The sequence below is a fragment of the Clostridium algidicarnis DSM 15099 genome (genome assembly GCF_002934235.1).
Lineage (GTDB): Bacteria > Bacillota > Clostridia > Clostridiales > Clostridiaceae > Clostridium_L > Clostridium_L algidicarnis.
Window position 1 is genome coordinate 1 of sequence record NZ_PTIS01000005.1, and the last position, 13,917, is coordinate 13,917.

The 13,917-nt window shown below is 31.1% G+C and carries 14 protein-coding genes; 12 read left to right on the forward strand and 2 right to left on the reverse strand.

Annotated elements, in window-relative coordinates; all coding sequences use genetic code 11:
- Nucleotides 1-164: 164 nt before the first annotated feature.
- The 10 genes from BD821_RS13400 (at nucleotide 165) to BD821_RS13405 (ending at nucleotide 7,962) form a co-directional block, all read left to right on the forward strand.
- Nucleotides 165-317, forward strand: coding sequence for a hypothetical protein (locus BD821_RS13400; RefSeq protein ID WP_169993997.1), 153 nt, complete (start codon nucleotides 165-167; stop codon nucleotides 315-317).
- Nucleotides 318-626, forward strand: a complete 309-nt coding sequence (locus BD821_RS05020) for a PTS sugar transporter subunit IIB (RefSeq protein ID WP_104409582.1) — start codon at nucleotides 318-320, stop codon at nucleotides 624-626. It abuts the gene before it with no gap.
- A 160-nt stretch (nucleotides 627-786) separates the two neighbouring features.
- Nucleotides 787-2,091 carry a PTS sugar transporter subunit IIC gene (locus BD821_RS05025; protein ID WP_029452187.1) on the forward strand — a complete coding sequence of 435 codons (1,305 nt, stop codon included), beginning with the start codon at nucleotides 787-789 and terminating at the stop codon, nucleotides 2,089-2,091.
- A 58-nt stretch (nucleotides 2,092-2,149) separates the two neighbouring features.
- Entirely contained in the window at nucleotides 2,150-2,455 is a 306-nt protein-coding gene (locus tag BD821_RS05030) for a PTS lactose/cellobiose transporter subunit IIA (RefSeq protein ID WP_104409583.1), read from the forward strand.
- An 11-nt stretch (nucleotides 2,456-2,466) separates the two neighbouring features.
- Nucleotides 2,467-2,757 (forward strand): hypothetical protein, encoded by a 291-nt coding sequence (locus BD821_RS05035; RefSeq protein ID WP_035794306.1) that lies wholly within the window; start codon nucleotides 2,467-2,469, stop codon nucleotides 2,755-2,757.
- Nucleotides 2,758-2,770: 13 nt separating this feature from the next.
- Nucleotides 2,771-5,443 carry a sigma-54-dependent transcriptional regulator gene (locus BD821_RS05040; protein ID WP_104409584.1) on the forward strand — a complete coding sequence of 891 codons (2,673 nt, stop codon included), beginning with the start codon at nucleotides 2,771-2,773 and terminating at the stop codon, nucleotides 5,441-5,443.
- Between the two features lie 73 nt (nucleotides 5,444-5,516).
- Nucleotides 5,517-6,428, forward strand: a complete 912-nt coding sequence (locus BD821_RS05045) for an N-acetylglucosamine kinase (RefSeq protein ID WP_104409585.1) — start codon at nucleotides 5,517-5,519, stop codon at nucleotides 6,426-6,428.
- 14 nt (nucleotides 6,429-6,442) lie between these two features.
- Nucleotides 6,443-6,571, forward strand: coding sequence for a hypothetical protein (locus tag BD821_RS05050; protein WP_341456781.1), 129 nt, complete (start codon nucleotides 6,443-6,445; stop codon nucleotides 6,569-6,571).
- Nucleotides 6,568-7,656: a DUF871 domain-containing protein gene (locus BD821_RS05055; RefSeq protein WP_104409586.1), complete on the forward strand. Its 1,089-nt coding sequence runs from the start codon at nucleotides 6,568-6,570 to the stop codon at nucleotides 7,654-7,656. Before BD821_RS05050 ends, BD821_RS05055 begins: the two co-directional genes overlap by 4 nt.
- 132 nt (nucleotides 7,657-7,788) lie before the next feature.
- Nucleotides 7,789-7,962, forward strand: coding sequence for a hypothetical protein (locus tag BD821_RS13405; RefSeq protein WP_169994000.1), 174 nt, complete (start codon nucleotides 7,789-7,791; stop codon nucleotides 7,960-7,962).
- Nucleotides 7,963-7,984: 22 nt separating this feature from the next.
- Here the strand turns inward: BD821_RS13405 and BD821_RS05060 are convergent, their stop codons facing one another.
- Both BD821_RS05060 and BD821_RS05065 read right to left on the reverse strand, forming a co-directional pair.
- Nucleotides 7,985-9,058 (reverse strand): 2,3-butanediol dehydrogenase, encoded by a 1,074-nt coding sequence (locus tag BD821_RS05060; RefSeq protein WP_104409587.1) that lies wholly within the window; start codon nucleotides 9,056-9,058, stop codon nucleotides 7,985-7,987.
- Nucleotides 9,059-9,331: 273 nt separating this feature from the next.
- Nucleotides 9,332-11,278 carry a sigma-54-dependent Fis family transcriptional regulator gene (locus BD821_RS05065; protein ID WP_104409588.1) on the reverse strand — a complete coding sequence of 649 codons (1,947 nt, stop codon included), beginning with the start codon at nucleotides 11,276-11,278 and terminating at the stop codon, nucleotides 9,332-9,334.
- 444 nt (nucleotides 11,279-11,722) lie between these two features.
- On the opposite strand from BD821_RS05065, the gene BD821_RS05070 reads away from it, so the two are divergent.
- Complete coding sequence (locus BD821_RS05070) at nucleotides 11,723-12,790, forward strand: DUF3298 and DUF4163 domain-containing protein (RefSeq protein WP_104409589.1); 1,068 nt, start codon at nucleotides 11,723-11,725, stop codon at nucleotides 12,788-12,790.
- 183 nt (nucleotides 12,791-12,973) lie between these two features.
- Complete coding sequence (locus BD821_RS05075) at nucleotides 12,974-13,906, forward strand: ABC transporter ATP-binding protein (protein WP_104409590.1); 933 nt, start codon at nucleotides 12,974-12,976, stop codon at nucleotides 13,904-13,906.
- Nucleotides 13,907-13,917 lie beyond the last annotated feature (11 nt).

Sequence of the window (13,917 nt, forward strand, 5' to 3'; positions counted from 1 at the left end):
AATGGATAATTTATGTATTGGGGAGATGTTTTTGCATCTCCTTTTATTTATATAGTTTTTTATACTAGTTCTGCCTACTAAAATTATACTCTAACTTAATTATACATCATAATGATAGAAAGTTTAATGGGTAAATGAAAATAGTTTCTGTATTTCCTTTTTTTGTGTATCAATTAATAAAACAAATAGTGTATCATAAAACTAAAAAGATGATACACTACTCATCAAAAGTAGATTTATCAATACTTAAAATAATTGGCATAATAATTGCTATAAATAATAATATAAAATATTTTAATGAAGGGTGGGGATTTTAAATGAAAGTTTTAATGGTTTGTTCAGGCGGAATGTCAAGTTCTATAGTGGTTAAAGCTATAAAACAGGAAGCAGATAAGAAGGACTTTTTACTAGAAATAAAAGCTGTTGGTACCAGTGATTTTGATGAGGAACTTAGAGAAGGTGGATACGATTTAGCCATAGTGGCACCTCAAGTAAAGCACAGATTTTCAACTTTTGAGGAAATAGCTAAGATGGCAAATGTACCTATAGAAATGGTAACACCAATGGGCTATACACCAATAGGAGCATCCAAGGTACTAGATCAAATTAGAAAATACTCAAAGTAAGGAATGTAAAACAAAATATTCAACGCGGAATATCTAAATAAGATACTTAAAATGAAATGTTCAAAGCAAGAAACTAAAAGAGCAAAATCCAAGAAAATATGCAAAACAAAATATTCAAAGTAAGATATCCAAAACAAAATACAAATATAGGAGGAAAGAAATGGAGAAGTTCTTAAAATGGATAGAAGAAAGTCTTATGCCACCAATGGCCAAGCTATCGGAGCAAAGACACTTAAAAGCTATAAGAGATGGGGTTATTTCCACATTATCTTTAATTATTGTAGGTTCATTCTTTTTAATAATTGCTCAGCCACCAGTACAATCTTGGGCAAAGGCTATTGCACCACATGTTGGTCAAATAATGATACCTTATAGATTAACTATGGGATTAATGTCACTATATGCGGCTTATGGTATGGGATATAGTCTTGCTAAATCTTACAAATTAGATGGTGTCAGTGGAGGAGTACTTTCACTTACTGCATTTTTATTTACAACTATACCACTAAATGTAGACGCTTTCGTAAAAACTGCAACAGCTGCAGGAATTGAAGGCGCAGCACCAATGGGTTGGGTATTACCAATGGCAAACCTCGGAGGATCAGGAATGTTTGCAGCTATTATTTCTATGATATTTGCTGTAGAAACTATGAGACTTTTGAAAAAGCATAATATAACTATAAAAATGCCAGAACAAGTTCCGGAATCAGTTTCTAGATCTTTTGAAGCATTAATTCCAGCTGCTGTTATTATAACTGTAGTTTGGTTTATAAGAGTTTGGTTAAATTTTGATATTCAAACTGCTATTATGAATTTATTTAAACCTATTGTAAATGTTGCAGGAAACAGCTTAGGTGGAGTTTTAATTCCAGTAATTTTCGTAACGTTACTTTGGTCAGCAGGGATTCATGGTATGTCTGTTATTGGATCTTTAGTTAGACCTATATGGCTTGTACTATTAGACCAAAACACAGCAGCTATTGCATCAGGAAGCGCACTTCCAAATATTGCAGTAGAACCATTTTTCCAATGGTTTATATGGATAGGTGGAGCTGGAGCGACTTTAAGTTTAGCTATAATTATGTGTTTTTCTAAATCAGAGTATTTAAAAAGAGTTGGAAGATTTTCAATTATACCAGGTATATTTAATATAAATGAACCACTAATATTTGGTGCACCAATAGTAATGAATCCAATTCTTGCAATACCATTTATACTTGGACCAGTTGTATCAGGAATTATAGCCTATGCAGCTACAGCGGCAGGACTAGTTTCTAAAGTTACAGTTATGGCACCTTGGACATTACCAGCCCCAATTGGAGCCTTCGTTGCTACAGGAGGAGACTGGAGAGCAGCAGTTCTTGTAATAATTAATATTGCAATTGTTGCAGTTATATATTATCCATTCTTTAAGGCTTATGAAAAAAAGATGATTTTAGAGGAAAAACAATCAGAAATTGCTTAAAAATCATAGTGCCGTAGTCTTTGATTGCGGCACTACTTACAAAATAGGAGGGCTTTCAATGGAACAAGAAATTTTTGAAATAATATCACATGCTGGAGATGCCAGAAATTTTGCATACGAATCATTAAAGGCAGCAAGAGAAAACAACATGGAGAAATCCAAAGACCTACTTAAAAATGCTCAAGAAGAATTAGATCTAGCTCATAATACTCAAACAAAGTTAATACAAGCAGAAATAAATGGTGAAGATCTTAAGATGTCCCTACTTATGGTTCATGCTCAAGATCAGTTAATGACTGCAATTTCAGAAAAAAGTCTTATAGAAGAAATGATAGAAATGTTAAAAATAATCCACAAGAAATAGAGGGGATATTTATGATATCAAAAATTGCTTATATTGTATTTTTAATAGTGGTAGTTCTAGGTTCTGTATACATTACAAAGCGCATCACTAAAAGATTTAATATAAATCGATGGATAATCGGTGGAGTGGCTCCACTAATTTTAATAATACCATCTCTACTTTTTAAAGAAATAAATCCAATAGTTTGGAACTTACTTCTTTTAATATTTAGTGTAATGTGCATAATGTTTTTTGAAATGACAAGAATAAAATTAGAAAAAAACGAAATAAAGGGTATAATAAATTATAACAAAAACAAATAAGGCGGGTTAAACAATGAAAATTGATATTGTTTATAATACACTAAGTGCACAATGTACTAAGCAATTAAGAGAACAAGGCAAAGTTACAGGCGTTAGTACTGAATATTTATCTAAGCTTTTGGATATGAAAAGAGCAAATGTAGCAAGGGAACTTGGAAAGCTTATAAATGAAGGTACTATTTCAAAAGGTGAGGGAAGACCAGTGCTTTATTATGTAAATAATAATAGCAAAGGTGATAAAGCTCAAAATGAAAACCTAAAGCAAAAACCTTCTGTATTTGACAGTATTATAGGTAAGAATTTTAGTTTAAAACATCCTATAGCCCTTGCAAAAGCTGCTATTGTATATCCACCAAAAGGTCTTCATACTTTAATTGTTGGAGAAACTGGAGTTGGAAAATCATTTTTTGCAAAATGTATGTTTAAATATTCTCTAGAAGTTAATAATATTAATAATAATGGAAGTTTTGCTGTACTTAATTGTGCGGACTATGCTAATAATCCACAACTTTTATTGTCACATCTTTTTGGAGTGGAAAAGGGGGCCTATACTGGGGCCACAGAAAATAAAGATGGAATTATTGAAAGGGCAAGAGATGGGATATTATTTTTGGACGAAGTTCATAGATTGCCATCAGAGGGCCAAGAAATGTTATTTACATTAATAGATGAAGGAAAATACACACCTCTTGGAAGCACAAGGGAGGTTACCATAAATACTATGATTATCTGTGCTACAACAGAAAACATAGAATCTTCACTTTTAAAGACTTTTAAAAGAAGGATACCAGTAACAATTACCCTTCCAAGCCTTAGAGAGAGAACAGCAGAGGAAAGAGCAAGTCTTATAGAAAACTTTTTTGAAGAAGAATCTAAAAGAATAGGCAAAAAGATAGATGTAGAAACAGATGCATTTACAGCACTTTTAAATTATGAGTGCCCAAATAATATAGGTGAACTTAAAGGAAATATACAAATTGGTTGCGCAAAAGCATTTTTACGAACTATGTTCACAGAAGAAAAGATGGAAATTACCATAGATGATTTCTCGGAAGAGGTTAGAGCAGGTCTTTTATTATCTAAAAAGATAAGTTCAAAAGATTTAAAGTTAAAAATTAATAATGATGCTGAGTTTGATGATGAATATATGGAAGATAAATATAGCCTTTCAAAGGATCTTTATGAATTCATTGACAAGGAAACAGAAAGTTTAAAAAAAAGAGGGCTTAAGGAAGATGAAATAAAGAATAAAATTTCAAATGAAGTTGAAGGCTTTATTAATAATTATCTATCTAGCATTAATAATAATTCAAGTGAAGATGATATAAAGAGAATAGTTAATAATGAACTCTATGACTTTTTAAGTAACTTTATGTATTTAGCTGAGTATAAATTAAAAAGAAATATTTCAAAAAACATCTTTTTAGGGCTATTGTTGCATATTGATACTTTTATTGGAAGAATAAGAGAAAATAGATTAATAGCTAATCCTAAAATAGATAAAATACGAAAAAGATATCCAGAAGAATTTAAAATAGCTATGATGCTTTCAGAAAAATTAGAACAAAAGTATGATTTTACGGTGCCTATGGATGAAATAGGTTTTATTACAATGTTTTTTGCAGCAGATATAGAAAAAGTAGAGGGTAGGGTAACGGTGATAGTTGCTATGCATGGTAAGTGTACTGCAACTTCTATGGCGGAAGTTACAAATCAACTTTTAAATGAAAATCATGCAATTGGTTTTGATATGCCTCTTTCTATGAAACCTGAGGTCGCTCTTAATAAAATAGAAAATATTATAAAAGAAAATCATGAGGGTGTTGGAGCTATACTTTTGGTGGATATGGGATCCCTTAAATTTTTTGATAAGATTATAAAATCAAATACTGGAATTGATGTAAAGGCTGTAGACATGGTTACTACCGCTACAGTTATTGAAGCTACAAGAAAAGCTCTTATGCATCAAAGTTTAGATGAAATAGTTAAGTCTGTGGATCTTGAAAGTAGATATGTTGGAAATTTTATAGGTAAAAGTATAGACAGCAAAAAGGAAGTAATAATAACTGCGTGTTCAACTGGAGAAGGTACGGCTCAAAAGCTTAAAGAGATTATATATAGCAAGTATAGTAAAGATAAATATGAGGTAATAAATTTAAGCATAAAAGATAAAGAAAAATTTAAAAAGGCAGTTGGAAATATAAGAAAGGATTCAAATATTATATCTATAATAAGTGCCTTTGATCTTAAAATTGAAGGAATACACTATATACCTATGGATAAGTTTTTTAAGGAATTTATGGGTGAAGACTTTGAGGAACATATTAAAGATGAGAAGTTAATAAAGGATATAAAAAATGTTTATAAGGATTATTTAGATTTACAAAAGGCTGATTATATAGTAAATAGTTTTATGGAACTTTTAACTACTATGAAATATTTGTTTGGTATACACTTAGATAGCGAAAAGTTAAATGGACTTTTAATGCATTTTGGATGCCTTATTCAACTACTTATAAATCGAGAAGAAAGAGAAGGGTGCAACAACCTAGAACTTATACTTTCAAGACATCAAGAAATTTTTAAGTACTTACAAGATGGACTTCAGGACTTAGAAGAAACTTTAAAGATAAAATTTACTGAAGATGATTTAGCAAATATAGTGGAGATACTAATTAAGTTATAAAATATAGTTATATATTAATTAAATTATAAAGCCTAGTGTTTAGATGAAGTATATTATAAAGGCTGGTGATTAAATGGATTATATTATAGGAGTTGATGGAGGAGGAACTAAAACTGAGGCTATAGCTTATAACCTAAAGGGAGAAGAGCTTGGAAGAGCCTATACAGGGTTTGGTAACCTCCTTCTTAACTTTGAAAAAGCCAATGAAAATATAGATTTAGCTATTACAAATTGTATGGATACCGTAAAAAATATAGATAATAAAGCAAATTGTGTATATATATGTCTTGGTGTTGCAGGTGTAGAGGCTTTAGATATAAAGCCTAAACTTCAAATTCATCTAGAAAATAAATTTTGTGTGCTAGTTAAAGTCACTAATGATGCAGAAATTGCTCTTGCATCTGTTTTAAAAGGTGAAGATGGAATTTTAACTATTTCTGGGACAGGATCTATTAGCTATGGTCTTTGCAATGGCAAAATGGAAAGAGTAGGTGGCTGGGGCCATCTTTTAGGAGATGAAGGTAGCGGTTATTATATTGCAATTGAAGGCTTTAAAAATATGATTGTAGAAGAGGATTCAAATCTACCTTATAGCTCTCTTACCAAGGCATTTATGAAAAAACTTAATATAGATAAGGTTAATGATATTAAGGGATTCATATATTCTTCTAATAAGGGAGATATTGCTGCCTTTGCACCAATTGTAGTAGAGAAGGCAACCCTAGGAGATAAAATCGCTAAAGAAATTTTGATTAATGCAGGTAAAAGTCTTGCTTTAACCACCTACAATTTATATAAAAAGTTAGGATTTAAAGGTGAGGTAAGCATTGGTATAAAGGGAAGTATATTAACAGAAGTTACAATGGTGAAAAGAGCTTTTGAGGAATCTTTAACAAGTCATATAGGAAGTTTTAAAATTGTTCAAGATGATGTTTCACCTACAAAAGGAGCTTTTTATTTAGCAAAGAAATTATTATATAAATAAAGATTAAAGAAACTATAGCTTTTGCAGCACTTGCAAATGAAACCTTAAATGGAATGGCGGGTAATGTTATAGGGGCTACAGGAGCTAAGGAAAGAGTTGTATTTGGAAATATAACAAAAGGAAGAAGGAGAGATGTTAAATGAGACAATTAGGAATATCAGTTTATCCAGGACATGCTGCTATGGAAGACAATTTAGCATATTTAAAACTTGCACATAAATATGGGTTTAAAAGAGTGTTTACCTGCCTTTTATCAGTTGATGGAGATAAAGAGAAAATAATAAAGGATTTTAAATTTGTAATTAATGAGGCCAGAAGTCTAGGTATGGAAGTTATTGCCGATGTAAGCCCAAGAGTTTTTGGGGACCTTAACATAAGTTATAGTGATTTAAGCTTTTTTAAAGATCTTGGAGCACATGGTATAAGGTTAGATGTAGGGTATAGTGGAAATGAAGAATCTCTTATGACATTTAATCCATATGATCTTTATATAGAAATAAATATGAGCAATGGAACTAAGTATTTGGAAAATATAATGACATATAAACCCAATACAGAAAAACTTTTAGGCTGCCATAACTTTTATCCACATAAATATTCAGGATTAAGCTATGATCACTTTATAAAATGTTCTAAGCAATTCAAAGAGTTTGGAATAAGAACAGCAGCTTTTGTATCCTCTAATGATGCCACATTTGGACCTTGGCCCGTTAATGAAGGCCTGTGTACCTTAGAAATGCATAGAAATATGATTGTAACAGCTCAAGCTAAGCATCTATTTGCAACAGGTTTAGTAGATGATGTAATTATAGCTAATGCCTTTGCATCTGAAAATGAATTAAAAGAATTAAGTAAGATAAATAAGGAAAAGTTAACCTTTGATGTGGAGCTTATAGATAATTTACCTGAAATAGAAAGGAAAATTGTGCTTGAAGAGCTTCACTTTAATAGAGGGGATGTATCAGATTATTTAATAAGATCCACCCAAAGTAGAGTTAAATATAAAGGCCATGAATTTATACCATTTAATACTCCTAGCATAAAGCGTGGGGATATTTTAATAGACACTTCCTTATACGGTCACTATGCAGGAGAACTTCAAATTGCCCTTAAAGATATGGATAACTCCGGTAAAACCAATGTGGTTGGAAGAATTGTAGAAGAAGAATTATTCCTTTTAGACTACATTGAAGCATGGCAAAAGTTTGGATTAGTTCTTAAAAACTAATAAGATAAAATTAAATATAAAAGAGAATATAAATATAAGAGAGATTTTACTAATAATTATCACAAAAAACCGACCTCCAATTGCTAGCTTTTTAGGCCTAACTTTTAGGGGTCGGTTCAATTATGTCTCTAGATGTTTTTTAAAATTTATAATAGGGGGTTAAAATTAACTGTAACTGTAACTGTAACTGTAACTGTAACTGTAACTGTAACTGTAACTGTAACTGTAATAATGCTGATAGTATTGGTAATAATAAGAGTAAAAGGTTATAAGAATTATTATTCTAGTTTATACTATGACTTATAACCTTTGAAGTTTAAAGTTTGGTTTATAGTAATGAGTTATCAGGGGTTACTAGAATCTTAACTTGTTGCTTTTTGTCAGGTCCTGTTAAGGTTCCAAAACCTTCTGTAACTACGTCTTCTAAAGATATCTTCTTTGTGATATATCCATCAGCTTTTATTCTGCCATCAGACATTTGAGCTATGGTTGCTGGGAATTCATGTCTGTAACCTATAGTTCCTACTATATTTTTTTCAGAGAATACTAACACATTAGGGTTGAACTTTATATCATCTTCCCAAATACTTGTTATAACTAAGGTTCCTTCAAATTTTAAGCTAGCAATTCCAGTATCAAAACCTATTTGAGCCCCTGTAGTTTCAAAGGCCATATCTACTCCAACACCATCTGTTAATTTAATTATTTCAGAAGCTATATCCACTTCATTAGGATCTAGGACAATATCTGCACCAGCTCTTTTTGCATATTCTTGTCTTATGGATTTTCTTTGAAGAACTACTATTTTACTAGCACCAGCAGCTTTCAAACATTCTATGGTAGCAAGTCCAATTGGACCTGAGCCAAGGACTAAAGCTGTGTCTCCAGTTTTGAATTTACCTACCCTAAGTGAGTGTAAAGCAACAGCCATAGGTTCTATAAGAGCAGCCTTTTCATAGCTCATAGAATCTGGTATCTTGTGAATGAAATCTTCATTGAAAACTGTGTATTCAGCTAATCCACCGCCGCCGCCGCATAGTCCATGGAAACCAAGTGAAGAACATAAGTTGTACTTACCTTCCTTACAAGCAGGACAAGTTCCACAGGCAACTATAGGTTCAACGGTTACTCTATCACCAATATTAAATTTTGTAACACCTTCACCAATTTCAACGATTTCTCCAGAAAATTCATGACCTAAAACTACAGGAGCTGTTTCACCACTTATAGGATGTTTTTTATCCACAGGTATAAAAATAGGACCTCCTAAATATTCATGTAAGTCAGAACCACAAATTCCACACCATTTCACTTTTATCTTTACAGTGCCTGGTCGTACCACAGGTTCCTCTATATTTTCCACTCTTACATCGTTTCTTGCATACCATAATGCTGCTCTCATATTAAATTCCTCCTTGAATGTTATTTTTATAACTAATTTATGCACTATATAATATATAAGCAATATTCATGCCAAGGGTTAAAACTGTGTAAATCCATGAAGTATTTTTAGCAAGTATCATTAATGATACAAATGTGTATCATTAATGATAAAATTTAAATAAAGTATCACATTTGAGAAATTATTTCTACAAGTACAAGTGATATTATTAAAATATAATATCAAAGATACGATATTAATGATAAAATAATGCGAAGTATTGTTAAATTTGTGTTAATGTAAGGATTTTAGTTCTTTTAAAGATATATTATATTTATTCATTCGTCTATAAAGGGTGGCTTTACTTAAATTTAAATTTTCACAACAGGTTTTAATTTGAAAATCACACCTTATGAGTTCTTCTATAAAGAATCTTTTTTCAAGATCTTCTAAGGATAAATATGCAGAACTTGAATCTGGTGTTTCTTTAATATATTTAGAGTTATCTAATATTATATATTTTTCTGTGATTATTTTTTCGTCACAAAGGTAGTAAGATCGTTCAACTACATTTTGGAGTTCCCGAACATTACCTGGCCAAGAATGATTTGTAAGTTTTTTAATGGAGGTTTCACTAAGAGATTTTTGTGTTAATTGGCCTTTGTTTAATTTATTTATGAAGTGATTTGATAAAAGTTCTATATCCTCTGGTCTATCTTTTAGCGGAATAATATTAATATTCATTACGTTTAGTCGATAATATAGGTCTTCTCTAAAATTTTTTTCGTTAACCTCATTGAAAAGATTTCTATTAGTAGCTGTAATTATTCTTACGTTTAGCTTTTTTTCGTAGGTGCCACCAATTCTACAGATTTTTTTATTATCTAAAACTCTTAAAAGTTTAGACTGCATATCTAGTGGCATTTCCCCTATTTCATCAAGAAAAATGGTTCCACCTTCTGCTAATTCAAATTTACCCATGTGACCATCTTTTGAAGCTCCTGTAAATGCGCCTTTTTCATATCCAAAGAGCTCGCTTTCCATTAGTTCTTTTGGAATAGAAGCGCAATTAATAGCTACAAAGGGCTCCTTAGACCTTTCACTATAGTTATGAATAGATTGAGCAAAAAGCTCTTTACCTGTACCACTAGCTCCTTGAATTAGCACATTACACTGACTTAAGGCAGCTTTTTTTGCATATTCTATAGTGCTTTTAATGTGGTTACTTCTTGTTATTATATCTTGGAATCTATATATGGCAGGAAACCCTATAACTTTATTCAAAAATTTATTTACAACCTGTGAAGTTCTAAAGGTTATTAGGATGGTGCTATTTGTCCCTAAGGTGGAAATAGGCACAGCATTTATTGTACATTTTATTAGATTGTCCTTAAAATCATAAAAATCACAATCTAGATCATAGTAACTATTAGAATGAAAAATGATTTTATTTAAAAAGTCAGTTTCTTTTATAATGTCTTTTATATTTCTATGTATAAGGTCTGAGGATTCATATCCTAGGGTTTCAAAAGCTTTAGCATTAGCTCTTATTATATTTAAATCCCTTCCTATTATAAGCATTCCGTCAGTTATAGATTGAAAAGTAGCATTAATTAGCTTATTTGATTTTATTAAAGCTAATTGATTTTCTATAGAATATGCACCTGTAAGTACCATGCCTAGGGTATGTGGATGTGCCCCTGTATAACTTCCAGACATATTTAAGCATCCAATTATTTCTCCATTTTCATTATGGATTGTTGTAGCAGAGCAGGACCAGCTATGATGCTTTATACAATAATGTTCAGGTCCCATAGTTTGAAGAGGCTTGTCTAGATAAATTGAGGTGCCTATAGCATTAGTTCCAACAGCTTCTTCAGACCAAAGAGTTCCCTTAATAAAATTAAGAGCATCAGCCTTTTTCATTATATTTTCATCACCTATAACATCTAAGATAAACCCTTCTTTATCCGTTAAAAGTATAGAAAAGCTAGAACCAGCAACTACTTTATACATATTTTCCATTATAGGTTTTGCCACATTAATAAGTTCACTATTTTGTTTTAACTTCTCATCTATATCTATAGTAGGTAGCTTTTGTCCCTTACCAGAAAGAGGATCTATATTTAAGTCTTTGCATCTTATCCAGGACTCTGATATTTCTTTTCTTACAGTAGAATCTATTATGTTATTGTTTATAAAATTATTATAAGAAGCTTTTATTAATTGATACCTTTTCACAGCGTCACATCCTTACTGCTTAATTGCAATTATTAAAAATGAAAATATTTGAAGATGTTTGAAGAGGGTTGAATATATTTGAAGATATTTGTAATAAAAATATTTGTAAGTATGTTTAGTTAATTATATCACAATCTATATGGGAAATAACAAAAAAACAAGGAGTTTGAGATTTATTAGATTAATTTTGAAAGTTTCATTATATCTAAAATGTAATTAATAGAGGTATTTGTACAAAAGGTGGCACATATATAAAGCTTTGAAAGTTGGATAAATAGAATTTAAAACGGGAAAACTAATTTTGATAAAAAATATTTAAAATGCAAAGTTAATTTAAACAAATAAAATTTAAAATAGCAAAACTAAGGAAAAATAAAGTTTATAAAAGGAGGTAGCGTTACATTAAAACTAAGCTTTTTATAAGTTTTATGTAACGGTGATTTTATGGAGAAGAAGCCTAAAATTTTAGCATTAATCATTTTGATTGTTGGACTATTGGTATTCGTTTATAATAAGTCGATTTCTAGGGAAGGCATAGGTAGGGAAGGCGGAGTTGAAAATGGCATAGAAAAGAGTATAGAAAATGATATGGATACAAAGAAGGATAAGGATAAAATAAAAAAAGACAACCCTGAAGAAGGCAGTAGTAATAGTAATAGTAATAGTTTATATGAAGATTTAGCAGAAAAATCAGAGAAAGAACTATGGAAAGAAACATGGAAAAGGTCAGACAAAGAAATGTGGGAAATATCAGATAAAGAAACATGGAGCAGGTTAGAGAAAGCAGATAATAGGAGGGCTACAAGTCAGTGCAATGCTTATAAAATTTGTATTGAGGGCTGTGAAAATACTCCTGTAAATTCACCATCTAAAGGTAAAGGTGTACAGATAGAATCTAAAGAACTAAACTACTCTAATAATAAGGTAGAGGTAGATATTAAATTTCCTAAGATTCAATTAAAAGGACAATCAACAAAAGAGCCAAAAGCACAGTTGCCAGATATAAAAGAGGACATAGCTCTTAAGATTAACAAAGAAATAGAAGATTATACTATGGCATTTAAAAATAAAGTAGAAAAAGGTGCAGCAGAGTATAAAAAGCAGTGTGATAAAAGTGGTCAAGATTTTAATATACAGGTAGCACAAAGTGACTATACGGTAACATACAATAGTGACGATATATTAAGTATAGTAATTGAATATTATGAGTACACCGGAGGCGCCCATGGCATGACCTACAAGATTAATTTTAATTATTATATAGATACAGGAGAGAGAATAAAACTTTCATCCTTATTTAAAGAAGATTTTAATTACAAAGAACATGTGGATAAGGCTATAAAAGAAGCAATGGATAAAACACCTGAAGTTTATTTTGAAGATAAGTTCCAAGGGATAAATGATGACACAAGTTTTTACATTACTAAAGAAGGGATAGTAATATACTTCCCACTTTATGAAATAGCCCCATACTCCACAGGAATACCAGAGTTCCCCATATCCATGCAATGATGTGTAAAAATGTGGCAGCACCCCAGAGGTGCAGCCAATTTATGGCAGCACCTCTGGGGTGCTCCCATTTTATGGAGATGGGAAGGCTGTGACATTTGTCATAGCCTTTTTGTTATATATGTAACTATTTATTTGTATAAAATTAGGATAGTATAAGATTAAGAAGTGAAGGGATGTGTTTTTATGATAGTGCAGGTAGAAAACTTAATTAAAAGATATGATAATATGTTGGCTATTGATAATTTAAGCTTGGATATAAGGGAAGGAGATATATTTGGTCTTCTTGGACCTAATGGGGCAGGTAAAACTACACTTATAAACTCAATGCTTGGACTAACTAAAGTGGATAGTGGAAGTATAAAGATATTTGGAAAAGACATAAAAGAGCATGAGATGTATGTAAAGAAGAATATAGGAATTGTGCCACAAGAAATAGCACTTTATGAGGACCTTACAGCTTATGAAAATCTAATGTTTTTTGGGAGGCTATACGGACTTAGGGGAAAAGGTTTAAAGGAAGCTGTAGAATCTGCTTTTGAATTTACAGCAATAGAGGGCAGAAAAAATGAAATTGTGAAGCAGTATTCTGGTGGTATGCAAAGAAGGCTTAATATCGCTTGTGCCATAGTACATAAGCCTAAACTTGTAATTATGGACGAACCTACTGTAGGTATTGATCCACAGTCTAGAAATCAAATATTAAATTCTATTAAAAGGTTAAGGGATAATGGTGCTACTATAATTTACACATCTCATTACATGGAAGAGGTGGAGAGCATTTGTAATGATGTAGCTATAATTGATAAGGGTCGAGTTATAGCAAAGGGCAGCAAAGAAGAGTTGAAAGATTTTGTTTATACAGAAGAAAAGATAATTATAAGAGTATCTGCTGTAAGTTTTACCTTAGTAAATAATATAAAAGCTATTAAGGGAATTAAGGAATGTGAGGTAGAAGAAAACCTATTAAATATTACTTCAGAAAAGAACGAGGTAGGTATTTCATCTATACTTACAATAATAGAACAATCAGGAGTAGAAATTTTAAGCGTAAATATAGAAAAACCTACATTAGAAAGTGTATTTATAACCCTTACAGGAAGGAAAATAAGAGATTAAGGAGGGGATTT

Bases quoted from the DNA above. Each gene is read 5' to 3' on its own strand.
- BD821_RS05020 (WP_104409582.1), top strand. From the start codon at position 318: ATGAAAGTTTTAATGGTTTGTTCAGGCGGAATGTCAAGTTCTATAGTG.
- BD821_RS05025 (WP_029452187.1), top strand. From the start codon at position 787: ATGGAGAAGTTCTTAAAATGGATAGAAGAAAGTCTTATGCCACCAATG.
- BD821_RS05030 (WP_104409583.1), top strand. From the start codon at position 2,150: ATGGAACAAGAAATTTTTGAAATAATATCACATGCTGGAGATGCCAGA.
- BD821_RS05035 (WP_035794306.1), top strand. From the start codon at position 2,467: ATGATATCAAAAATTGCTTATATTGTATTTTTAATAGTGGTAGTTCTA.
- BD821_RS05040 (WP_104409584.1), top strand. From the start codon at position 2,771: ATGAAAATTGATATTGTTTATAATACACTAAGTGCACAATGTACTAAG.
- BD821_RS05045 (WP_104409585.1), top strand. From the start codon at position 5,517: ATGGATTATATTATAGGAGTTGATGGAGGAGGAACTAAAACTGAGGCT.
- BD821_RS05055 (WP_104409586.1), top strand. From the start codon at position 6,568: ATGAGACAATTAGGAATATCAGTTTATCCAGGACATGCTGCTATGGAA.
- BD821_RS13405 (WP_169994000.1), top strand. From the start codon at position 7,789: ATGTTTTTTAAAATTTATAATAGGGGGTTAAAATTAACTGTAACTGTA.
- BD821_RS05060 (WP_104409587.1), bottom strand. From the start codon at position 9,058: ATGAGAGCAGCATTATGGTATGCAAGAAACGATGTAAGAGTGGAAAAT.
- BD821_RS05070 (WP_104409589.1), top strand. From the start codon at position 11,723: ATGGAGAAGAAGCCTAAAATTTTAGCATTAATCATTTTGATTGTTGGA.
- BD821_RS05075 (WP_104409590.1), top strand. From the start codon at position 12,974: ATGATAGTGCAGGTAGAAAACTTAATTAAAAGATATGATAATATGTTG.